The organism is Bacillus sp. TSO22 (genome assembly GCF_020223595.1).
Lineage (GTDB): Bacteria > Bacillota > Bacilli > Bacillales > Bacillaceae > Bacillus > Bacillus inaquosorum.
Genome location: NZ_JAHAWO010000011.1, coordinates 123,757 through 145,593, shown reverse-complemented (window position 1 = coordinate 145,593; position 21,837 = coordinate 123,757). Strand labels below are relative to the sequence as shown.

At 44.6% G+C, this 21,837-nt stretch carries 21 protein-coding genes; 10 read left to right on the top strand and 11 right to left on the bottom strand.

Going from position 1 to position 21,837, the window contains the following annotated elements:
- Positions 1-13: 13 nt before the first annotated feature.
- The 4 genes from iolD to iolA form a co-directional block, all read right to left on the bottom strand.
- Entirely contained in the window at positions 14-1,927 is a 1,914-nt protein-coding gene (gene iolD / locus KHQ79_RS13045; protein WP_225515489.1) for a 3D-(3,5/4)-trihydroxycyclohexane-1,2-dione acylhydrolase (decyclizing), read from the bottom strand.
- Between the two features lie 32 nt (positions 1,928-1,959).
- Complete coding sequence (gene iolC, locus KHQ79_RS13040; protein ID WP_225515487.1) at positions 1,960-2,937, bottom strand: 5-dehydro-2-deoxygluconokinase; 978 nt, start codon at positions 2,935-2,937, stop codon at positions 1,960-1,962.
- Between the two features lie 23 nt (positions 2,938-2,960).
- Positions 2,961-3,776, bottom strand: a complete 816-nt coding sequence (iolB, locus tag KHQ79_RS13035; RefSeq protein ID WP_225515485.1) for a 5-deoxy-glucuronate isomerase — start codon at positions 3,774-3,776, stop codon at positions 2,961-2,963.
- Positions 3,777-3,850: 74 nt separating this feature from the next.
- On the bottom strand, positions 3,851-5,314 hold the full coding sequence (gene iolA / locus KHQ79_RS13030; protein WP_060399889.1) for a methylmalonate-semialdehyde dehydrogenase: 1,464 nt from the start codon (positions 5,312-5,314) through the stop codon (positions 3,851-3,853).
- 417 nt (positions 5,315-5,731) lie between these two features.
- On the opposite strand from iolA, the gene iolR reads away from it, so the two are divergent.
- The 7 genes from iolR (at position 5,732) to KHQ79_RS12995 (ending at position 11,634) form a co-directional block, all read left to right on the top strand.
- Entirely contained in the window at positions 5,732-6,487 is a 756-nt protein-coding gene (gene iolR / locus KHQ79_RS13025) for a myo-inositol utilization transcriptional regulator IolR (protein ID WP_084994145.1), read from the top strand.
- 53 nt (positions 6,488-6,540) lie between these two features.
- Positions 6,541-7,473, top strand: a complete 933-nt coding sequence (locus KHQ79_RS13020) for an aldo/keto reductase (protein ID WP_084994143.1) — start codon at positions 6,541-6,543, stop codon at positions 7,471-7,473.
- Positions 7,474-7,783: 310 nt separating this feature from the next.
- Positions 7,784-8,434, top strand: coding sequence for a hypothetical protein (locus KHQ79_RS13015; RefSeq protein WP_225515483.1), 651 nt, complete (start codon positions 7,784-7,786; stop codon positions 8,432-8,434).
- Positions 8,435-8,437: 3 nt separating this feature from the next.
- Positions 8,438-8,743: a DUF2653 family protein gene (locus KHQ79_RS13010; RefSeq protein WP_003236405.1), complete on the top strand. Its 306-nt coding sequence runs from the start codon at positions 8,438-8,440 to the stop codon at positions 8,741-8,743.
- Positions 8,744-8,941: 198 nt separating this feature from the next.
- Entirely contained in the window at positions 8,942-9,508 is a 567-nt protein-coding gene (locus KHQ79_RS13005; protein ID WP_084994139.1) for a CGNR zinc finger domain-containing protein, read from the top strand.
- A 133-nt stretch (positions 9,509-9,641) separates the two neighbouring features.
- Positions 9,642-10,130: an HPP family protein gene (locus tag KHQ79_RS13000; RefSeq protein WP_225515665.1), complete on the top strand. Its 489-nt coding sequence runs from the start codon at positions 9,642-9,644 to the stop codon at positions 10,128-10,130.
- 118 nt (positions 10,131-10,248) lie between these two features.
- Positions 10,249-11,634, top strand: coding sequence for a sugar porter family MFS transporter (locus KHQ79_RS12995; protein WP_225515481.1), 1,386 nt, complete (start codon positions 10,249-10,251; stop codon positions 11,632-11,634).
- Between the two features lie 41 nt (positions 11,635-11,675).
- Here KHQ79_RS12995 and htpG read toward each other — a convergent pair whose 3' ends face one another.
- Both htpG and KHQ79_RS12985 read right to left on the bottom strand, forming a co-directional pair.
- Positions 11,676-13,556, bottom strand: a complete 1,881-nt coding sequence (gene htpG / locus KHQ79_RS12990; protein WP_060399897.1) for a molecular chaperone HtpG — start codon at positions 13,554-13,556, stop codon at positions 11,676-11,678.
- 167 nt (positions 13,557-13,723) lie between these two features.
- The gene (locus KHQ79_RS12985; protein WP_032731840.1) at positions 13,724-13,975 is read right to left on the bottom strand and encodes a hypothetical protein; all 252 of its coding nucleotides are present in this window, start codon (positions 13,973-13,975) and stop codon (positions 13,724-13,726) included.
- A gap of 117 nt (positions 13,976-14,092) precedes the next feature.
- On the opposite strand from KHQ79_RS12985, the gene KHQ79_RS12980 reads away from it, so the two are divergent.
- Positions 14,093-14,914 carry an SDR family oxidoreductase gene (locus tag KHQ79_RS12980; RefSeq protein WP_225515479.1) on the top strand — a complete coding sequence of 274 codons (822 nt, stop codon included), beginning with the start codon at positions 14,093-14,095 and terminating at the stop codon, positions 14,912-14,914.
- Positions 14,915-14,942: 28 nt separating this feature from the next.
- Here KHQ79_RS12980 and KHQ79_RS12975 read toward each other — a convergent pair whose 3' ends face one another.
- Positions 14,943-16,085, bottom strand: a complete 1,143-nt coding sequence (locus KHQ79_RS12975; RefSeq protein ID WP_225515477.1) for a TetR/AcrR family transcriptional regulator — start codon at positions 16,083-16,085, stop codon at positions 14,943-14,945.
- Positions 16,086-16,227: 142 nt separating this feature from the next.
- Here KHQ79_RS12975 and KHQ79_RS12970 point away from each other — a divergent pair, with 142 nt between their 5' ends.
- Positions 16,228-17,565, top strand: a complete 1,338-nt coding sequence (locus KHQ79_RS12970) for an aldehyde dehydrogenase family protein (protein ID WP_225515475.1) — start codon at positions 16,228-16,230, stop codon at positions 17,563-17,565.
- Positions 17,566-17,981: 416 nt separating this feature from the next.
- On the opposite strand, the gene KHQ79_RS12965 is transcribed toward KHQ79_RS12970, so the two are convergent.
- The 3 genes from KHQ79_RS12965 to KHQ79_RS12955 form a co-directional block, all read right to left on the bottom strand.
- The gene (locus KHQ79_RS12965) at positions 17,982-18,407 is read right to left on the bottom strand and encodes a DUF5391 family protein (protein WP_225515473.1); all 426 of its coding nucleotides are present in this window, start codon (positions 18,405-18,407) and stop codon (positions 17,982-17,984) included.
- 122 nt (positions 18,408-18,529) lie between these two features.
- Complete coding sequence (locus tag KHQ79_RS12960; RefSeq protein WP_225515471.1) at positions 18,530-19,471, bottom strand: aldo/keto reductase; 942 nt, start codon at positions 19,469-19,471, stop codon at positions 18,530-18,532.
- Positions 19,472-19,550: 79 nt separating this feature from the next.
- Complete coding sequence (locus tag KHQ79_RS12955; protein WP_225515469.1) at positions 19,551-19,931, bottom strand: MerR family transcriptional regulator; 381 nt, start codon at positions 19,929-19,931, stop codon at positions 19,551-19,553.
- A gap of 155 nt (positions 19,932-20,086) precedes the next feature.
- Between KHQ79_RS12955 and KHQ79_RS12950 the strand changes: the two genes are divergently transcribed.
- A complete protein-coding gene (locus tag KHQ79_RS12950) occupies positions 20,087-20,542 on the top strand; it encodes an RDD family protein (RefSeq protein ID WP_003236425.1) in 456 nt (151 codons plus the stop codon).
- A 29-nt stretch (positions 20,543-20,571) separates the two neighbouring features.
- Here KHQ79_RS12950 and KHQ79_RS12945 read toward each other — a convergent pair whose 3' ends face one another.
- On the bottom strand, positions 20,572-21,780 hold the full coding sequence (locus tag KHQ79_RS12945; protein WP_225515467.1) for a DUF418 domain-containing protein: 1,209 nt from the start codon (positions 21,778-21,780) through the stop codon (positions 20,572-20,574).
- Between the last annotated feature and the right edge of the window lie 57 nt (positions 21,781-21,837).

Genomic DNA, 21,837 nt, shown 5'->3' with positions numbered 1-21,837 from the left:
ATGAGCCTCCCCTCTAATACTGCTTCGCAGATTCCAGCATTTTTTCTTTTGCTTCGTATGCCTTCTGAACGCTTTCTTGTTTAGACACTTCTGCTACGCCGACATGCCACCAGCTGTCATAGCCGTCAGTCATTGTTTTTGGCAGAACCTTCATTTCAATTAACGTTGATACGTCCTGTTTCTTCGCATCCTCTAACGCCGCTTTTAACTCTTCTACTGTGTTGGCACGGTAGGATTTTGCACCGTATCCCTCAGCAACTTTCGCGTAATCAACATTCAAAATTTGGTTATCATCTGTGCGGAACTCACAATAGTAGCTGCCGCTGCCATGATCCATTTGAAGGTTGTTGATACATCCAAAACCAGAGTTGTCAAAGAGCAGCACATTGATTTTCTTGTTGTACTGAATCGCCGTGATCAGCTCGGAGTGAAGCATCAGGAAGCTGCCGTCTCCGACAATGGAATACACTTCTCTGTCAGGGTGGGCCAATTTAAGCCCCAGTGTGCCGGACACTTCATAGCCCATGCAGGAATACCCGTACTCCAGGTGATACGTATTCGGAACATTAGAATGCCACAAACGCTGCAAATCTCCTGGAAGGGAACCTGCTGAACAGATGATCACGCTGTCTTCAGGAATCGTCTCGTTGATTGTCAGCAATGCCGTTGTTTGCGGCAGCTCAGTGTTCAACGCGTCAGCGTATTCATTTAGAATCTCCTGAGAGAAATGATTTTTGATTTCCGGATCAAACGCTTCCCGTTTAAACGTCACTTTGCTGAGGCGTTCGCGTTCAGCGAGCCATTCATCCTTCAGCTCCTTGATCGTGGAGCCGAATTCGCTCTTATAGCCTTCAAGCAAACCATGCAGTTTGCCAAGCGTCACTTTCGCATCCGCTACCACTTGGAACGCGTCGAGTTTATACGCCTGCATTCGGCTGACATTGATGTTCAGGAACTTCGCTTTATCAAAATCAAAAGCGGTCTTAGAGGATGTCGCAAAATCCGTATATCTTGTACCGATACCGATAATCAAATCAGCTTGGCGGGCCGCTTTATTTGCCGCAAGTGTACCTGTGATACCCATTCCGCCGAGGTTGTTCGCAAAATCAGCTTCAACTGTCGACTTTCCTGCCTGCGTTTCAACTAACGGAATGTTATACGCTTCAGAAATGGCAACCAATTCATCGCGCGCGCCGGAGTATTTTGCGCCTCCGCCGACGAGGATCACAGGATTTTTGCTGGCTTTAATCAGCTCCGCAGCACCTTGAAGCTCGCGCTCGCTCGGCTGCATGCGATCAATATAGTGAACCCGTTTGACGAAGAAACTTTCATCAAAGTCGTATGCTTCTCCTTCAACATCCTGAGAAATGCAAATCGTTGCCGGACCTGCTTTTGCCGGATCAGTCATGACTTCAAACGCGCGCAGTAAACTGCTCATGAGCTGCTCAGGGCGCGTAATGCGGTCCCAGTATCTCGATACAGGTTTCAATGCATCGTTTGTTGTAATCGCCGCACTGTATTCTTGCTCCATTTGCTGCAGTACAGGGTCTGGCTGTCTTGTCGCAAATGTATCTGCCGGAATTAAGAGAACTGGGATATTATTTGCCAATGCAGTGCCGGCTGCCGCCACTAAGTTAGCAGCTCCCGGTCCGACGGATGTAGAGACCGCATATATTTTTCTTCTCAGCATTTGCTTGCTGTACGCCATTGCGGCATGGGCCATTCCTTGTTCGTTTTTCCCTTGATAGACTTTCAAATGGCCTGCATCCTGCTCAAGCGCCTGGCCGATCCCTAATACGTTTCCATGACCGAAAATCGTGAAAATCCCTTCAACGAAAGGCTCTTCCTTTCCATCTACATGGATGTACTGCTGGTTTAAGAATTTAATCAGCGCTTGTGCTGTTGTTAAGCGAATTTTCTTACCCACAAACGATCCCACCTTTACTCGATCTTTTTCAATTATGACTGTGCTTCAATAAGCTGTACGATTTCATCTGCAGTCGGCATCGCTTCTGACGAACTGTGCTTGCTCACCACAATGGAGGCTGAAGCGCTGCCGTATTTCAATGCCGTTTCGATGTCTTTTCCGCTGACAAGGCCATAGATAAAGGCTGACGCGTAGGAGTCACCGGCTCCAAAGGTTTTCAGCACTTTTGTCATGTACGCTTGGGCGCGGAATACCTCGCCGGATTTGCTGTATGCGTAAGAGCCTTCAACGCCGTGTTTGATGACAACGAGGTCGGCTGAATGATCAAATAAATGATTGACGGATTCTTCATTGCTCCCGCCTGTGCGGTTTTCCATTACATCAAATTCATCACGTGTGCCGATGACGATATCAGACTGCTCGGCGACCAAAGAATAGTAAACGGCTGTTTCATCCGCTGACTGCCACGTATACGGGCGATAATCCAGTTCGAACACCACTTTAACCTGATGCTTTTTCGCATATTGAACAGCTTTTAACACCGCTTCCCGTGATGGGCTTTTGGCGAGCGCTGTCCCGGAAACAAGCAGCATTTTCGCATTTGCGATATAGTCCTCGCTTACCTCGGAAGGCTCAAGATAAAGATCCGCCACATCATCGCGATACATTAAGATGCTGCATTCCTCTGGGCTGAGAATTTCTGTAAATGCAAGGCCTGCTTTGTGGCCATCTTGATCCACAATCATCTGTGTTGTGTCAACGCCGGTATTTCTCATATAGGACTCTATGAATCTTCCATGCTGGTCATCCGGAATTTTGCCGATGAAGCCCGCTTTTAAGCCAAGCTTCGCGCTGCCGATCGCGATATTCGCAGGTGAACCACCGACATATTTCGAAAATGTCATCGTTTCTTCCATTGGGCGGTTGTATTCGACTGCGTTCAGATCAATACATGCCCGGCCGATGGCAACAATATCAAAAGCCTTCTCTTCATTGAATGTATACTTCATCGTAAACAGCCACTCCTCACTTGTTAACGTTCTAAAATCCACTCATGCGCCGGGTCATTATGAAACTTCCATTTCCGCGTCGGCCCTGCCATGACATTTAAATAGTAGGATGTGTATCCGTCCGGCACGCCTACCGGGTGGTATCCTGCAGGAACGATGACAACGTTTTCATTTTCTACAGTCATTGTCTCGTCAATCGAGCGGTCATCTGTGTATACACGCTGAAACACAAAGCCCTGTCCCGGGTCTAACTCATGGTAGTACGTTTCTTCTAAAAAAGATTCCTCCGGCAAATTGTCTTGATCATGTTTATGAGGCGGATAGCTGGACCAGTTGCCGCTGTCTGTATAGACTTCAACTACTAATAGGCTGTTAGCTGAAGGGTCTGAATCCGGAAGAATGTTGTGAACAGTACGTTTGTTTGAAAACTTCCCGCGATGCTCAATGCCATTGTCTTCCGCTTTGATCAGCTTTGTCGGAAGCTGTTTTTCCGATGGAGAATAGCAAAGCGCCACTCTTGCGTCGCTGACCGCTGTGATCTCAAAGGAACGGTCATTTGACATATAGACGCTGTCTGTCGGTTTTCGTTCGAATACGCTTTCACGCGTGCCGATATTCTCAAAAGTCGACTCCTGATCGGTCACTGTAATGTTTCCCGTTACCGCGACAATACAGATTTCCTGTTTTTTCAATTCTTCTGTATAGCTTGAACCGGAAGCGAGATCTAACACTTTAAACTCTACATAAGTGAGATCAGAGTTGGATTTCGTTACTTCGTGCACCAGTTTGACCCCATTAGACACTTCATTCGACTGCGGCTTACGCAACAAATAACTCATAGTGAAGCCCTCCTCTTTCTATTGGTAGAATGAGTCCGAACAGCGCACATAGACGCCGTTCGGCTGTTCGTCGTTTAGTTGAAATCAGGTGCTGGATATCTTGCCGTAACCACTTTTTTACGCGTATAGAAGTCAACGCTGTCTTTTCCGTTCGCATGCAGCGTTCCAAAGAATGAAGACTTCCAGCCTGAGAATGGGAAGAATGCCATTGGAGCAGGCACACCCAGGTTGATGCCGAGCATTCCCGCATCAATGTTTTCACGGAAGTAGCGGATTGCGTTTGAGTTGGATGTGAACAGGCAGGCACCGTTCGCAAACTCAGACTTATTGGCAATTTCGATCGCTTCTTTCAGGTTTTTCACGCGGATGACTGACAAGACCGGAGCAAAAATTTCATCTTTCCAGATCGTCATCTCTGTCGTGACATTGTCAAAGATCGTCGGGCCGACAAAGTAGCCGTCGTCAGATACATTTTCACGTCCGTCACAAACGAGTCTCGCGCCTTCTTCGAGCCCTTTTTCAATGTAGCTGAGCGTGCGCTTCTTGTTGTCTTCGCGAATAACCGGTCCTAAGAATACGCCGTCATCAAGGCCGTTACCGATTTTAATGTCAGCCACTTTTTCCTGCAGCTTCGCCATAAACTCATCAGCGATTCCTTCTTCAACTGTTACAACCGCACAAGCCATGCAGCGTTCACCAGCCGAACCGAAGGCTGCTCCGATGATGTTTGTGATCGTATCTTCGAGATTCGCATCGTTCAGGACAATCGTATGGTTTTTCGCGCCTGTCAGAGATTGAACGCGTTTTAAGTTTTCGCTTCCTTTTTTGTAGACGTACTCGCCGACTGGCTTGGAGCCTACGAATGAGATCGCTTTAATTTCAGGATGCTCGAGGATGCCGTTCACAACGTCATGCGCACCGTATACGACGTTGAATACCCCTTTCGGAAGGCCCGCTTTTTCAAAAAGCTCAACCAATTTCTCTGTTAACAGCGGTGTCCGCTCAGATGGTTTTAAAATAAATGTGTTGCCGAGCGCGATTGCCATCGGGAACATCCAGCAAGGAACCATCATCGGGAAGTTGAAAGGCGCGATTCCGCCGACAACTCCGATTGGGTAGCGGTAGTTGGCAGCTTCAACATCTGTTGCGATGGAAGCAAGTGAGTCACCCATCATCAGGGAAGGTGCTCCAGCTGCGAATTCTACGTTTTCAATTCCGCGTCCTACTTCTCCAAGAGCTTCTTTTGTGTTTTTTCCATTTTCAATCGTAATCAGATGAGCAAGTTCTTCTTTATGCTGAGACAGCAGCTGCTGGAAGTTAAATAGAATTCTGGCACGGCGCGGAACCGCCACTTTTGACCATGTTTTAAATGCCTCAGCCGCTTTTTGCGCAGCGTAATCAATATCCTCTTTTGTTGAAATCGGCACTTGGCACAGCACTTCTTTCGTCGCCGGATTCACAACGTCTTCATATTTATCTGTTTTGCTTTCAACCCATTCACCGTTGATGTAGTTTTTTAATTTTCTGATTTCTGCCATTCTTATTGCCTCCTTCATTAGTAAACACATACACTTGTATGGGTGGTTCAGGATAGATTCATATCAATATCCACTGTTTCAGTAAGCCAAGAATTAAACGCTTTCAAAAAAACCAAAAAAATAAATGGTGATGCAATTTTAGATACAAGCAACCATTTCATACACATCAGGTTACTTTTTGGTCATTTCTTGGTTATATTCTAATCGCATAATACCCATAAGTCAATCATAAACACTAAATTTTTTCATTATTTTTATTATATTAATCTTCTGATCAATTAAGAGAGTCACGAGAAGTCCGTCGAATCTTGCAAAAGATATACACCGATGTTATCATTTTTTTAGCAACTATTGATCAACTTTTGGTTTTTATTATATATTTATGTTACGTAAAGATTCAAGAAGGAGTTTTTTAATATGAAACTGATGCGGATTCAGGAAATGGAAGAGTACATTTTATCGCATGGCACTGTTTCCTTAGATGAGCTGTGCCAAGTGTTCAATGTCTCCAAAAACACAGTCAGACGTGATATCAACAAGTTAACAGAAAAGGGTGCGATTGAAAAAGTATACGGCGGCGTAACATCTATTGAGAAAACCGCATTAGTTCCTTTTGAGAATCGCACCATTCAGCACCAAGATGAAAAAACAAAAATTGCCCATTATGCTTCCCGGTTTATTGAAGATCACGATTTAATCTTCATTGATTCAGGAACAACAACAAAGTCTATTCTCGATACGCTTGATCCGGCCAAAAATGTCACCATTTTAACCAACAGTTTAGACATTATCAATGCGGCTTCAGCTTTGAAGAATATCAACTTAATCATTATCGGAAACAACTATAAGAGAAAAACGCGCTCCTTTGTCGGCATGGACGACCCGGCTATGCTTGATAAGTACAATATCAACAAAGCCTTTATGTCCGCTACCGGAACGACGCTGACACACGGATTAACCAATTCGGATCTGCTGGAGTACGAAATTAAAAAGAGGATTTCGGAAAAAGCAAAAGAAGTGTATTTATTGGCTGACCATTCAAAATTCGGAAAATCAACACTTCTGACGTATGCGCCGTTTGACAGGCTGCATTGCATTGTGACATCTCAGCCATTAGATGACGAGTACACACAGTACTGCAATGAGCACCAAATCAGCATTCATCTGGCCTAACGTTTACAATAGTGTTGAGAGTCTTTCATCCATTTTATTCTAGGAGGCAGATCATGAAAAAAGCAAAGCTCGGAAAATCAGACTTGCAGGTATTCCCTATCGGATTAGGAACAAATGCTGTCGGAGGACACAACCTCTACCCGAACCTGAATGAAGAAACCGGAAAAGAATTGGTGCGCGAGGCAATCCGTAATGGCGTGACGATGTTAGATACCGCTTACATTTACGGGATCGGCCGTTCCGAAGAATTAATTGGTGAAGTGCTGCGCGAATTTAACCGTGAAGATGTTGTCATCGCAACAAAAGCCGCGCACAGAAAACAAGGAAATGATTTTGTCTTTGATAATTCACCAGAATTTCTTAAGAAATCAGTTGATGAAAGCCTGAAGCGTTTGAATACGGATTATATCGATTTGTTCTACATTCACTTCCCGGACGAACATACGCCGAAGGATGAAGCAGTTAACGCACTAAATGAAATGAAGCAAGCCGGAAAAATCCGTTCCATCGGTGTCTCCAACTTCTCTTTAGAGCAGCTGAAAGAAGCAAACAGAGACGGCTTGGTAGATGTATTGCAAGGCGAATACAACCTGTTAAACCGTGAAGCGGAAAACACATTCTTCCCGTATACGAAGGAGCATAATATCTCGTTTATCCCTTACTTCCCGCTCGTATCAGGATTATTGGCAGGAAAATATACAGAAGATACAACGTTCCCTGAAGGTGACCTCCGAAACGAAATGGAAAACTTCAAGGGCGAGCGTTTCAAAGAAAATATCAGAAAGGTCAACAAGCTTGCGCCGATTGCCGAAAAGCACAACGTGGACATCCCTCACATCGTATTGGCTTGGTATTTGGCAAGACCGGAAATTGATATTCTCATCCCGGGAGCGAAACGTGCCGATCAGCTGGTTGATAACATCAAAACAGCAGACGTGATGCTTTCTCAGGAAGATATTTCGTTTATTGATAAGCTGTTCGCATAAGAAGAATAAAACAGCCTTCTCCATTGGGAAGGCTGTTTTTATTTGGGCAAAATTGATCTATCATTCTATGATTGCATGATAAGAAAGCCCTTTAGTAGCTCCAAATCTAACTAATTTTAAGCAAAAGCTTACAAAAAGAGCCATAAATCCGATAAAATAAAGGTAGATTATCTCAGAAAGAAAGTGATTGAAAAAGCAAAACAAGATATGAAACGTTAGATGGGAATAAGAGACTCATATGAATAAAAAAGCTTCTTTTATTTGCTGCTCAGAACAACGGGCCGTTCCGGCGGTCTATGGAGGAAACAGAATGAAACTTAAATATGTAAAAGCCTTAGTCGCAGTAACCGTTGCTTTAGGTGTACTGCTGCCATCAACCATTTCTCATGCCAAAAGTTTTAGCGGCCGCTCATCATCCAGTTACAGCAGCCGAAGTTCAAGCTCGTCATACAGCGGAAGCTATAAATCCAGCCCGAAATCAAGCTACAGTTCAGGATCAAGCTCTTCAAGCAAAAAGTCCAAGACATCTGACGATTCATCATCGTCGATTTCGCTGAAAAAGAAATCTTCGGAAAATTCGAGCTCATCAAGCCCTAAAAAATCGTCAGGCACATTTTCCGGCGCCACATCAAAAGTAAGCGGAAAGACATACAGCGGAAAAACGTCTAAAGCTTATGTGGGCGGACGTTATGTTTCAGTCAATCATTACTACAATGCAGGATTCTCGCCATCTGGGTGGTTTGGCTATTATAGCGGATTCACAACGGGCATGTTTATGATCAGCATGATGCACCCTTGGGGTTACACCTATCATCCAGTCGGAGGCCCGGGCTATGTTTCTTATGGCGCTTCGCCGATTGCCTGGATCGTTGATGTCATCGTTCTGATCATTATTTTACTCATTGTCATCGCTCTGATTCGCGCATTCAAATCACCGAAGACGTACAGAAGGAGCTTTTAGGGAATGAAATTAGTATTAAATGAGCAAGAAATTGTAGACGGGATTTGTGTGTATATATCTAATGAAGAAGAGATTTACCCTGAGGACGTTGAAGTAAAAGAGCTGTCTTACAACAAGCGTACAGGATTCTTCGCTGAAGCCAAATATGGCCTGCACCACAAGCAGCTTGATTCAGATGACATTTCAGAAGGCATTATTCAGTTCTTAGAGGAATACCACAACTTCAATCCAGACGTTACAGTCGTTGAATTGCAATTTGATAAGAAAAAAGGATTCTCCGCCTTGGTTTTCGTCAATGAGGGAGAATAAAAAAACAAAACCTTACTCCGCGTGAGTAAGGTTTTTTTATGATGTTTTCTCCTCCGGCACTTTTCTTGTAAACAGGAAGAGCACCGCCCCTATCATCAGCAGCCCGCCTGAAGGATAAACTGTAAAGACTCCTTTTACTCATATCCTTGCGTGAAAAAGGTTTTGGCGCTTACAATGAGTTTGAAAGGAATGATCAAAATGGCAAATGCTCAATTCCCTCTTATCACACAAAACCTTTCTCTCGATCTCGTTAATACTGAAATCATAAGCTATGATAAACGGCACGATCTCATCCAGTCAGAAAAAGATCTGATGGCGTGGTTAGAAATAATGGGAGAAACAGCTCCTTTTCTCAGTTCTTTTACGCTACCGCAAGTCCAAGAACAATTGCAACGGATTCATCAATTCCGGGCTGAGCTAAGAAAACACTTTGAGCGTATAGCCGAAGGCAATGAACCTTCTCTTGCTTTTATCTCCTTCCTGCAAAACCAAATCGCCGCCGCTCCCTTTTCTTATCAAGTCATAGATGACAAACTCGCCCGCATTCCGAATGGAAAACCAGATGATGCCATTTTATCGCTTATCGCTTACGATGCGTTATGGCTGATTCATACAAAAGAAATCCAACAGCTGAAACGGTGCGCAAACGAAAAGTGCATTTTGCTTTTTCTTGATAAAACAGGAAGGCGAAAATGGTGCTCCATGAAGATATGCGGCAACAGACAAAAGGTCTCACGCCATCAGAAAAAAACCAATAATGAGTAAAAATCCGTTCCCTGCGAACGGTTTTTTATTGAAACGAAAAACTAACCATTAAAAATAAAATTGACAGGTTAGTTTTTAACTATTATTCTATACATACTGGAGGGATAAATTTGGAAAACAACTTCTTTTGAAAATGAAAGGAAAAGGAAAAACACCTTTACAGGTAAACGGCAAAGACGCTGTTACAGGGCTTATAGGAGGATTTATCACCATACTGACACTCGCTTCGTTGACCGCTTATACATCAAGCTTATGGTTAATGGCGCCTTTTGGAGCAAGCTGTGTGCTCGTATTTAGCGCTTGGAGTGCTCCATTATCACAGCCAAGAAATGTGATTGGCGGCCATTTTATTTCCGCGCTTACAGGGATTGTTGTCCTTCACGTATTCGGCGCCCATCCATGGACCTTTGCATTGGGGACAGGGCTTGCCATTTGCTTGATGATGCTGACCAAAACCACTCACCCTCCCGCTGGCGCAGACCCGATTGTCGTCATTCAAGGTGCATACGCTTGGAGTTATTTAGTATTTCCCGTACTCATTGGATCTGTCGTCATCGTGATCATCGCTCTTGTTATCAATAATTTGCGCAAAAATCGCCAATACCCCGCGTTTTGGTTTTAAAGCAATGTCCGTTTTTTCAAAACAAATGTTTCAAATCAGATAGGAAAAGGGTACTAATCTATTAACTTTGTTAAACATAAGAGATACTCATTGGCCTAACAACTGAGGGGGAACATTTGTGAAGACAAACACAAGGAAATATATGATCTACTTTTTCGGCGCTTTAGGAGGGCTGCTTTACGGTTACGATACGGGCGTCATCTCTGGAGCGCTGCTGTTTATCAACAACGATATTCCTTTAACGACACTGACAGAGGGATTGGTTGTCAGCATGCTGCTCCTTGGCGCGATTTTCGGTTCTGCCTTAAGCGGGACATGCTCTGATCGCTGGGGCAGGAGAAAAGTTGTATTTGTCCTTTCCATCATTTTTATTGTCGGCGCACTCGCTTGCGCGTTTTCTCAAACAGTCGGCATGCTGATTGCGTCTCGGGTGATTCTCGGGTTGGCCGTTGGCGGTTCAACAGCGCTTGTGCCTGTGTACCTGTCTGAAATGGCGCCGACGAAAATCCGCGGTACACTTGGCACAATGAACAATCTAATGATTGTCACCGGGATTTTGCTCGCTTATATCGTAAACTATCTGTTTACACCGTTTGAAGCGTGGCGCTGGATGGTCGGTCTGGCTGCGGTGCCTGCCGTGCTTTTATTGATCGGCATTGCGTTTATGCCGGAATCGCCAAGGTGGCTCGTGAAGCGAGGCCGTGAAGAAGAAGCAAAACGAATCATGAACATCACTCATGATCCCAAGGATATTGAAATGGAATTGGCAGAGATGAAGCAAGGGGAAGCAGAGAAAAAAGAAACGACACTCGGCGTGCTGAAAGCCAAATGGATTCGCCCTATGCTTCTGATTGGTGTCGGCCTTGCCATTTTTCAGCAGGCTGTCGGCATTAACACGGTGATCTACTACGCGCCGACCATTTTTACGAAGGCTGGCCTTGGTACGTCAGCTTCTGCGCTCGGCACGATGGGGATCGGCGTCCTCAACGTCATCATGTGCATCACCGCCATGATCTTAATTGACCGTGTCGGCCGCAAAAAGCTCCTGATCTGGGGAAGTGTCGGCATCACACTGAGTCTGGCCGCATTATCAGGCGTGCTTCTGACACTTGGACTCTCAGCATCAACAGCGTGGATGACAGTTGTCTTTCTCGGCGTTTATATCGTATTTTACCAGGCGACATGGGGGCCGGTGGTTTGGGTGCTCATGCCTGAACTCTTCCCGTCCAAAGCACGCGGAGCCGCGACAGGTTTCACCACTTTGGTGCTATCGGCAGCCAACCTGATCGTGTCGCTCGTCTTCCCGCTGATGCTCAGCGCCATGGGCATCGCATGGGTCTTTATGATTTTCTCGGTTATTTGTCTTCTCTCATTTTTCTTCGCTTTCTACATGGTTCCGGAAACCAAAGGGAAAAGCTTGGAGGAAATTGAAGCAAGCCTAAAAAACCGTTTTAAAAAGAAGAAAAGCAGCCAAAGCCACGTGCTGAATGAGCGCACATTATAAAAAAAAGGAATCGTCTCCTCACGGGACGATTCCTTTTTCTATTACACCATAACCTTGCAAATATTGTTCGTAAATTCCACAGGATCCTGAATCGGCAGGCCTTCGATGAGAAGCGCCTGATTGTACAGAAGATTTGTGTACAGGCTCAGCTTTTCTTTATCTTGTTCAAATGCGTCCTGCAGCGTTTGGAACACCTCATGATTCGGGTTGATTTCCAGCACTTTTTCCGCTTTTACATTTTGGCTGTCCGGCATCGCGTTTAAGATTTTTTCCATCTCGATTGTCAATTCGCCGTCAGCGGCAAGGCAGACCGGATGTGATTTGAGTCGTTTTGAGATTCTGACGTTTTTCACTTTGTCTGACAGAATGTTTTTCATTTCCTCAAACAGATCCTTGTACTTGCTTTCCTCTTCCTCGGACTGCTTTTGATCCTCATCCGTGTCTATGCCAAGATCTCCGCTTGATACGGATTTGAACTCTTTTTCCTGATAAGATGCCAGCATTTTAATCGCAAACTCATCGATGTCCTCAGTGAAGTAAAGAATTTCATAGCCTTTGTCCGCTACCATTTCCGTTTGCGGCAATTTCTCAATGCGATCGTATGAATCACCGGTCGCGTAATAAATGTATTTTTGCTCCTCAGGCATTCTGGAAACGTACTCGTCTAAGCTGACCAGTTTTTTCTCTTTAGAAGAGTAGAATAATAAGAGATCCTTCAATTGATCCTTATTCGCGCCAAAATCATTGTACACACCGAATTTCAGCTGTCTGCCGAATGAGTTGTAGAACGTCTCGTATTTCTCTCGGTCTTTTTTGAGCAGGCTTTGCAGCTCGCTTTTGATTTTTTTGCTGATGTTTTTCGCAATCAGCTTCAGCTGGCGGTCATGCTGGAGCATTTCTCTGGAAATGTTCAGCGACAGATCCTCAGAATCGACCATCCCCTTCACAAAGCTGAAGTGGTCCGGAAGCAGATCCGCGCATTTGTTCATGATCAGCACGCCATTGGAATACAGCTCCAAGCCTTTCTCATATTCCTTGGAATAATAGTCAAACGGCATGTTTTCAGGGATGAATAGAATCGCGTTGTAGCGCACGGCTCCATCTACACTGATATGAACATGTGTGAGCGGTTTATCAAATCCGTAATGCTTTTCAGCATAGAACTTTTCGTAGTCCTCATCTGTCAGCTCGCTTTTGTTCTTTCTCCAGATCGGCACCATGCTGTTGACCGTCTGTTCTTCCTGCACCTCTTCAAATTCATTCTCGCTGCCTTCCTTCGGCTTATTAATGGTTGTGTCCATTTTGATCGGGTAGCGAATGAAGTCGGAGTACTTTTTAATGATCGCTTTTAACCGATATTCTTCTAAGAACTCGTCATAGCTGTCATCTTCTGTGTTCTCTTTGATTTTCAGGATAATGTCTGTACCGACAGAATCCTTTTCACACGGCTCAATCGTATAGCCATCGGCACCCGCAGACTCCCATTTATACGCCTCTTCGCTGCCGAGCGCCTTACTGATGACTGTCACGACATCGGCAACCATAAACGCCGCGTAAAAACCGACACCGAATTGGCCGATGATGTCATGTCCGTCTTTCAGCTCGTTTTCCTTTTTAAACGCGAGGGAACCGCTTTTTGCAATTGTTCCAAGATGCTGCTCAAGCTCGTCCTTTGTCATCCCAATCCCCGTATCAGAGATTGTTAATGTTCTCGCACTTTTGTCAGCTGCGATCTTTATGTAGTAACTGTCTTTATCAAACGTAAGCGTATCGTCCGTCAGCGCTTTGTAATAGATTTTGTCAATTGCGTCACTCGAATTGGAGATCAACTCACGCAAGAAAATTTCTTTTTGGGTATAAATCGAGTTAATCATCATATCCAGCAGTCGTTTGGACTCTGCTTTAAACTCTTTTTTCGCCACTCTGGATCGCTCCTTTTTGATAGGTTGTTAGGTTATGTAAACTCTTTACAGCATCTATTTATCACATGCGGTGACAATTGTCAATTAGATTGATAGATGCATATATATGTAAATTTAACATGATTTAGATGCGCTTTCACTATTTATTCTCGAAAAAAGAGAGGTCATCACCCTCTCTTTTTTTCTGCGTCATTCCAGCGGCCAAACTCCCGCTTCATCCATATATGCACCGGGTAGAAAAACAAACCGAACGGTATCAGAAACAATAGATTATGCCATGAAGCATTCAGAAATGCCCTTGCTGTGACCGGAAACGTAATCTCTTGGAATAAAAAAGAGATGACAGTCAGCACGACAAACGCGGACGGAATCGTGACGAGGCAATAAAACTTGAGCTCCTTCTTATGCTGCACCTTCAACACACAAAAACCTCCCAACAATTTCTAGTCCATCTTAACATATGTTGGCAGTTCTTTTCTCACATGTTTATCACTGTACACAGAGGGAAGACAAATAGAAAAAGGAGGACTTGTACAATGGGAAGACTTGAAAACAAAACCGCAGTCATCACAGGCGCCGCAACAGGCATTGGACAAGCGACGGCAGAGGTTTTTGCCAATGAAGGCGCGCGTGTGATAATTGGAGACATCAATACAGATCAAATGAAAGAAACAGTTGAGGCGATCAGACAAAACGGAGGACAGGCGGACGCCTTTCACCTCGATGTGTCAGATGAAAACAGTGTGAAAGCATTTGCTGATCAAATCAAGAACGCCTGCGGAACGATTGATATTCTCTTTAATAACGCCGGCGTCGACCAGGAAGGCGGAAAAGTGCACGAATATCCGGTTGACCTGTTTGACCGCATTATCGCCGTCGACCTGCGCGGCACGTTCCTTTGCAGCAAATACCTGATTCCGCTCATGCTCGAAAACGGAGGCTCCATCATCAACACCTCCTCCATGTCAGGCCGGGCCGCAGATCTTGACCGTTCCGGCTACAACGCCGCAAAAGGCGGCATTACCAACCTGACAAGAGCGATGGCGATTGATTACGCACGAAATGGCATCCGCGTCAATTCCATTTCACCGGGCACAATCGAAACACCGCTGATTAATAAATTGGCCGGCACCAAAGAACAGGAAATGGGCAAAAAATTCCGTGAAGCCAACAAATGGATCACGCCGCTCGGACGCCTCGGCCAGCCGAAGGAAATGGCGACAGTGGCACTGTTTCTCGCTTCAGACGACAGCTCATACGTTACAGGAGAGGACATCACCGCAGACGGCGGCATCATGGCGTACACATGGCCTGGGAAGATGCTGATTGATGAGAAATGGAAGGAAGAAACGAAATAAGAGAGGGGATGTCCCTCTCTTTTGTCTTTCAAAGCAATACAACCTTATATTTCTTCACATCCAAAAACTGCAAAAACTCCCTCGCCAGCACTTCCGGCGCATGCATCTTTCCTTCATCCAGCCGATACATAATCAACCCGATAATCATCGCGGATACATAATAGGCATAAAGCTTTTTCCCCGCATGAATATCAGTCTGCTGATGCAGGTAAAACGATTCCAGCACTTTAAACATCTCAGGTATCACATGAGGAACATCCCAGTCCCGATTGAGAAAATGGACAATGGGCATGCGGTCTAAAGCAGAAAGCAGACTGGCGAGCGCCTCCTCCGCTTCCTCTAAGGAAAGCGCATTCGGACTGGAGGCAACCGTCAGGTGATCAATGATTTTCGCACATGATTGCTGAATCATGGTTTGCAGCAATTCCTCTTTACTGGAATAGTGATCATAAAAGGTTGCGCGGCGGATATTGCTTTTCCGGGTAATGTCTGAAATCGTGATGGCCGCGTAGTCTTTTTTCTCCGCCAATACATCCATCAAAGCCTTCTGAAGCGCCTCTCTCGTTCGAACCACACGCCTGTCGATTTGCCTGTCTTCCTGCCGCTCCCCTGACGCAGTCTGCCCAAACAGCCAATAAAACCGCTTTTGAGAAACAAGCTCCCATACCTCTTGGCTGATGGCTTCCGGAGTCGCGGCCGCATCCTCATTCAGCCAATACAGGATAATCGCGTACGTGTACAAAGCCCGGTAATGTCCGTAAATTTCCTGTTCGATCGGCGTTAAATTTACATGGATCGGAGCCAGCAAGACATCCTGCTGAAACACATCCTTAAAAAACCGATGAAAATGTTCTCTGTTCATCATCGTACCAAAAAAGGATCGATGCTCGTGAACAAAAGACAGAGTCGGATGCACCGTTTGCCGTTTTTTGTTCAAATGAAGGGTATCCATATGCTTGAAGGCGTCATAGAGCGCTTTACCCAACCCTTCCTTCATGTCTTCGATCACATCCTCAATGATTGAAAACTTGTCTTCATAATAAAGGTAGAGCGTCCCGCGGCTCACTTTGGCCTTTTCGGCAATTTCTTTCATTGTGATATGTTGAATATCCCTTTCTTCCAATAAGGCCAGCAGCGCCTGTTTCGCTTGAGCTTCAGCAGATTCCGGCACAAAAGACACCCCCAATCATTAGACAGATGTTCGATATATGTACGGTAACGTATAGATGGTTCACCGTTGTCTTCCTTACAGAAAAGGTACCACTTTATAATAGGTCCGAGAAAAGAAGAAAGCAAATGAGGGGGATTTTACAATGGAACAGCAAGTAAAAGACGACATTCAGCGTGTCTTTCAGCTTCAGAAAAAACAGCAAAAAGCACTGCGCGCTTCAACAGCGGAACAGCGCATAGAGAAGCTTCAACGCTTTTTAGATTCCGTCATCGCCTATGAAGAAGAAATCATCGAAGCGATTCGCAAAGACGTCCGCAAACCATATCACGAGGTCAAAAAAGCGGAAATCGAAGGAACGAAAAAAGCGATCAGAGATAATATGAACAACCTGGAAAAATGGATGGCGCCTAAAGAAGTCGGTTCATCGTTAAGCCCTGAGGCAAACGGGATTCTCATGTACGAGCCTAAAGGCGTAACACTCATCCTCGGCCCGTGGAACTATCCGTTTATGCTGACGATGGCGCCGCTTGCCGCTTCTCTCGCAGCCGGAAACAGCGCGATTGTGAAGCTGTCCGATTTTACGATGAATACGAGCAACATTGCCGCAAAAGTCATTCGAGATGCTTTTGATGAAAAAGAAGTCGCGATTTTTGAAGGAGAGGTTGAGGTGGCAACCGAGCTTCTAGATCAGCCGTTCGACCACATTTTCTTCACTGGAAGCACAAATGTCGGAAAAATCGTTATGACAGCCGCTGCCAAACACTTGGCATCTGTCACACTTGAGCTAGGCGGCAAGAGCCCAACGATCATCGACAGTGAATACGATCTCATGGACGCAGCGAAAAAGATCGCCGTCGGCAAATTCGTAAACGCCGGCCAAACCTGCATCGCCCCTGATTATCTGTTCATTAATAAAGACGTGCAAGACAGGTTCGCGGGCATTTTACAAACAATCGTCAACGCAGGATTTATGGAGGATGATCACAACCCAGACCGCAGCAAATTTACGCAGATCGTCAATGACCGCAACTTTAACCGCGTCAAAGACCTGTTCGACGACGCCATCGAAAAAGGGGCGGAAGTCGTATTCGGAGGCGTTTTTGATGCCAGCGACCGCACGATCTCGCCAACCGTTTTGAAAAACGTCACGCCCGACATGAAAATCATGCAGGAGGAAATCTTCGCACCGATCCTGCCGATGATGAACTATGAAGACATCGACGAGGTCATCGATTACGTAAATGACCGCGATAAACCGCTTGCGCTTTATGTATTCAGCCACAATCAAGACCTGATCGACAACGTCCTTCAGCATACGACATCAGGCAACGCAGCCATCAACGATGTTGTCGTTCACTTCAGTGACGTCAACCTGCCATTCGGCGGCGTCAACACAAGCGGAATCGGGTCCTATCATGGGGTATATGGATTTAAAGAGTTTTCTCATGAGAAAGGTGTATTTATTCAAGCCTCTAAATAATCATAGTGAAGAGAATCTGCATCATCTTGCAGGTTCTCTTTTGCTTTTCACCCAACCTTTCTATCATTCTATAAACCTGAAAACTAAAAGGGAAAATAAAGAAATGACTAGTTATAAAATATGTTACAAGACAATACTCCTCTAGTAAATGAAACCGTACAGCCTCTAACGTATAATATCAAAATTTATACATAGAAAAGCAAAAAAGGCTGCCGAGATCTTCTCGCCAGCCTTTTCTCACATTCAATTATTTCCCAAAATCTACTAGTTTCTGATAGATTCTGATATAAATCGTTACGTCCTCAGCAAATCAAAGCTTTCATATGAAATGATTTGACCATAAATGAGATCGCAATAGGTACAGCATATTGTCCATTTTATAATTGTATGAGCAGTAAAATTACAAGTCTAGGAAACTATGTAATACTTCTTGTAACGGGCTTTTTTGATGCAGAACGAAAAGCAGCAAAAAACCAAATGACATTGACAGCAGCCGCAGCGAGATTAACCCCAATTACAAAGGTCACCTCAGAAAGAAGATGGTCACTGAACAAACTAAACATCAAGATAAAACCGGCCGAAGACAAATGAATCAGCAGTCCAAAACCGCAAAGCACGGCCATTACATACCTCATCGCATCTACTCCAAGCATATAAATGAGAAAAGGAATGAAATACAACACTAGGATCATACCGATAGCTGACCACATGCCGACTGAGTTAAATTGATTGGCCGCCCCTCCCGTTCCGGCCAGCGGCGAAAGTGAAGCAGCGGCAATCATGGCACAAAAAAGGAACGCAGAAATGATTGTTACGATCGCCACGCTGTTTTTTCTAGACATAAACAGACACCTCTCAAAATAGAAAATTTTCCCTTTATATCATAAAACAAAAACAGCGGAAAAAGCGATCCAAACTAAAAGATATACCCTTTCTTCAATCTGGGGTATATCTCTGCGATATGTTATGAGCCAAACATCCGATCCATTTGTTTCAGGTCATCTTCTGATAAATGAATATCTGCTGTTTTTAGATTAGCCCTCAGCTGCTCAGGCCGAGTGGCTCCCGGAATAATCATATCAATCCCCGGCTTGTGTAACAGCCACGCCAATGCAATTTGCGCCGGTTCCGCTTGTTTTTGTCCAGCAAACTGCTTTAATTTCTCCACTTTCTCAAGGTTCTCCAGAAATGCCTGACGCTGAAAAAGCGGGTGATTCGATCTTGATACATCAGTGAAAACATCATCGTGTTTGTACCTCCCGGCAAGCAATCCGGAAGCGAGAGGATAAAACGGGATAACAGAGATGCTTTTTTCTCTGCAGTATGGCAGAATGTCCTCCTCAGCATGCCGTACAAGTAAAGAGTACTCAGTTTGAAACACGTCCAAATGGCCTTCAGCATTAAACTCCTGCAGCTGATGAAAGTCCAGATTAGATGCGCCAACAGCTCTAATTTTGCCTTTCTTTTTTAACTGAGCCAGCGCGTCCGCCGCTTCCCCTAATGGTGTTCGGCTGTCAGGAAAATGCAAAAAAAGGATATCAATATAATCGGTTTGCAATCGAATAAGCGCTTCATCAGCAGCCTTGCGCAGCGCTGACGGTCGAATGTCTGTCTTCACAGCTCCATTCACAAACTCGGGAGAAGGGGAAACCTTTGTTGAAATCACGATCTTTTCCCGATTGCCGCGCTGCTTAACGGCCTCTCCAATCAGCTCCTCAGACCTGCCCAAGCCGTATAAATATGCTGTATCAATAAAATCAATGCCTTCATCAAATGCAGCATGAATCAGATCTTTTCCCATCTCTTCCGTCACATTGGGATACATCATCGCATTACCGACAACACCTGCACCTAAACCAATGTTGAAGGCGTTCAGCCCGGTCTTTCCAATATTTACGTTTTTCATGTATAAAACACTTCCCTATTCGCATGATTCCCTGCTGCCAGGGTTGTGTTTTATGCTAAAACCTGGTGTAAACACCAGGTCAATACCTATTTTTTTGCAGCGGGGGCCCAAATCCTTCTCCGCTCTCCAGCTTTTCTTCAATCAGCTCCCAAATTGTTTGTAATTCTTTCTGTTTCTGTTTCAACTTATCCTGATAGTTTTTCAGCAGCGCGCGCTGATGATCATCTAACCTGTCAGTCTGCTCTTGCAGGCTGAGGAAGGGCTTCATTTCCTCCAAAGCCATACCCGTTTTCTTCAGACATCTGATAAAGATGAGCCGTTTTTTATCGTCCTCACTGAACGCTCGATGCCCATTTGCCTTTCGTTTGACTGGCGGAAGCAGTCCGATCTTCTCATAATAACGGATGGCATCTTCGGTCATTTGGCAATGTTCCATCATTTCTTTTAATGTATAAGACATTTTTTATCACCTGCTAGTAGATTTATATAGTAAAAACAGAAGGATAAAAGACTCATTTTTCAGGCATATCAGGATTTTATCACCATATCATATTGCATGTGCTTTTTTTTCAAAGTATACTATTCCAGATTAATTCAAAGGAGAGAGAAAAATACATGGAAAAACCGGCAGGATTTTGGATTCGTTTTTTAGCTTATTTTATCGATGGCATTATTGTATCTGTTCCTAGTTATATTATTCTATTTATTATCAATGGTGTTTTTGTAGCTGGATCTGTGGCAGCAGACCCTTACATGACGGAAGAAGAGTATTTAGTGAAATACATGACGCTTGCATTTTTGCCTACCATGCTGATCACGATCGTCATCAGTGTATTATATTACGGTCTGCTCACATCTTCTAAAATGCAGGGCACACTCGGCAAAAAAATTCTTGGCCTGAAAGTGGTCAATGAACAAGGCGAACGGGTTTCCGTCGGACAAGGAATTGGCCGTTACTTTGCATATATCTTATCAGGAATCATCTTTTATATCGGTTTTATCATGATCGCCTTTGGAGAGAAAAAAGGCCTGCATGACATCATTTGCAAAACACGTGTCGTGTATAAATAATAGAAAAAAGTCTAGACGCCAATAGGCATCTAGACTTTTGTTTTCTTTACAATAGGCTGCCACGCCATATACGTAGCGCTTCTCCACAGCCACTCAAACGGCCCCATCCGAAAGACACGAAGCCAAAGGTGGCTGAAGACCATTTGAATGGCACAAACCGCAATCGTGATGAGCACACCAGCAGCAGGGTACACTTTCCCATACAACCCCAAGCCGTAATGATAGAAAATCCACGTACACACGATAGACTGCATCAGATAATTGGTAAATGCCATCCGTCCAACAGCGGAGAAGGATTGGAGCACTGTTCTCACTCTTGTTTTATGATAAAGATAGACAACCGTTGTGACATAGAAAAACATCAAGAAAGGCGCGCCAATCAGCAAGAATATTTCCTTATCTGTTACAGTGTACAGCACTTGGGCGCTCATGCCGATGACAAGACCAGCCATCCACACTCGTTTCAATCCTTTGCGATACTTTCCCGGATCGTGCAAGTACCGTGATTTCGCCGCCGCAGCTCCCAGCAAAAACATGCTGAAATAAGGAATCGATGCAAAGAAGAAGTTGAGCGGGTTATACGTAAGCATGCCATTCGAAGACATGTAAACAAGACGATCGTGGATCCGCTGTTCCGCAATGTCCTTCAAGCTGCCGCTTCCGTAAACATGAAGTGCTTGCTTTGCTTGCTGAGTTGCCGCTTGGACCCATTCCTGTCCGTTTGATTGATAAAAGCTGGTCAAAATAAACGGAATGGAAAACAAAAGATACAAAGAGACCGCCCATATCAGCAGTGTTTTCGGCTTTGCTTTTCGGAATAAGAGCAGGACAAAGCCGAGCAGGGCGTATTCCGTTAAAATATCCCCGTCCCAAATCAAAAAGGCATGAACCGTTCCAAACAAGAGAAGCGCCGCTAACCTTCTCGCATACAGCGGAACAAACCGCTTCCCTTTGCTTACGGCTCTCTCCATCATGACAACCATGCCAAATCCAAATAAAAAGGAAAATAACAAAATACATTTTGTTTGGATGAAGAATGTCAGTATGTCTGCTGCTGCAAAGTCTGCTGCAGACCACTTTTCTGTAAAAAAGTTCTCTTTTCCAAGCATAGACAAGTACATATCCGGATAACTGAAATGTGCCAGATTGACAAATAAGATGCCGAAAATCGCCAATCCTCTTAGCACATCAAGCACGCTGATCCGCTCATTTGCCAAAGTCGGCTGTAATGAAACCACATCCATCACGCTCCTTTTTTCTGTACCTTAAGGGTATGAAAAAAAGGAGCGAGCAAA

What these genes read in the sequence shown, in the direction of transcription:
- iolC (WP_225515487.1), bottom strand. Translation starts at nt 2,937, where the DNA reads ATGAAGTATACATTCAATGAAGAGAAGGCTTTTGATATTGTTGCCATC.
- iolB (WP_225515485.1), bottom strand. Translation starts at nt 3,776, where the DNA reads ATGAGTTATTTGTTGCGTAAGCCGCAGTCGAATGAAGTGTCTAATGGG.
- iolA (WP_060399889.1), bottom strand. Translation starts at nt 5,314, where the DNA reads ATGGCAGAAATCAGAAAATTAAAAAACTACATCAACGGTGAATGGGTT.
- iolR (WP_084994145.1), top strand. Translation starts at nt 5,732, where the DNA reads ATGAAACTGATGCGGATTCAGGAAATGGAAGAGTACATTTTATCGCAT.
- KHQ79_RS13020 (WP_084994143.1), top strand. Translation starts at nt 6,541, where the DNA reads ATGAAAAAAGCAAAGCTCGGAAAATCAGACTTGCAGGTATTCCCTATC.
- KHQ79_RS13015 (WP_225515483.1), top strand. Translation starts at nt 7,784, where the DNA reads ATGAAACTTAAATATGTAAAAGCCTTAGTCGCAGTAACCGTTGCTTTA.
- KHQ79_RS13010 (WP_003236405.1), top strand. Translation starts at nt 8,438, where the DNA reads ATGAAATTAGTATTAAATGAGCAAGAAATTGTAGACGGGATTTGTGTG.
- KHQ79_RS13005 (WP_084994139.1), top strand. Translation starts at nt 8,942, where the DNA reads ATGGCAAATGCTCAATTCCCTCTTATCACACAAAACCTTTCTCTCGAT.
- KHQ79_RS13000 (WP_225515665.1), top strand. Translation starts at nt 9,642, where the DNA reads ATGAAAGGAAAAGGAAAAACACCTTTACAGGTAAACGGCAAAGACGCT.
- KHQ79_RS12980 (WP_225515479.1), top strand. Translation starts at nt 14,093, where the DNA reads ATGGGAAGACTTGAAAACAAAACCGCAGTCATCACAGGCGCCGCAACA.
- KHQ79_RS12970 (WP_225515475.1), top strand. Translation starts at nt 16,228, where the DNA reads ATGGAACAGCAAGTAAAAGACGACATTCAGCGTGTCTTTCAGCTTCAG.
- KHQ79_RS12965 (WP_225515473.1), bottom strand. Translation starts at nt 18,407, where the DNA reads ATGTCTAGAAAAAACAGCGTGGCGATCGTAACAATCATTTCTGCGTTC.
- KHQ79_RS12960 (WP_225515471.1), bottom strand. Translation starts at nt 19,471, where the DNA reads ATGAAAAACGTAAATATTGGAAAGACCGGGCTGAACGCCTTCAACATT.
- KHQ79_RS12955 (WP_225515469.1), bottom strand. Translation starts at nt 19,931, where the DNA reads ATGTCTTATACATTAAAAGAAATGATGGAACATTGCCAAATGACCGAA.
- KHQ79_RS12950 (WP_003236425.1), top strand. Translation starts at nt 20,087, where the DNA reads ATGGAAAAACCGGCAGGATTTTGGATTCGTTTTTTAGCTTATTTTATC.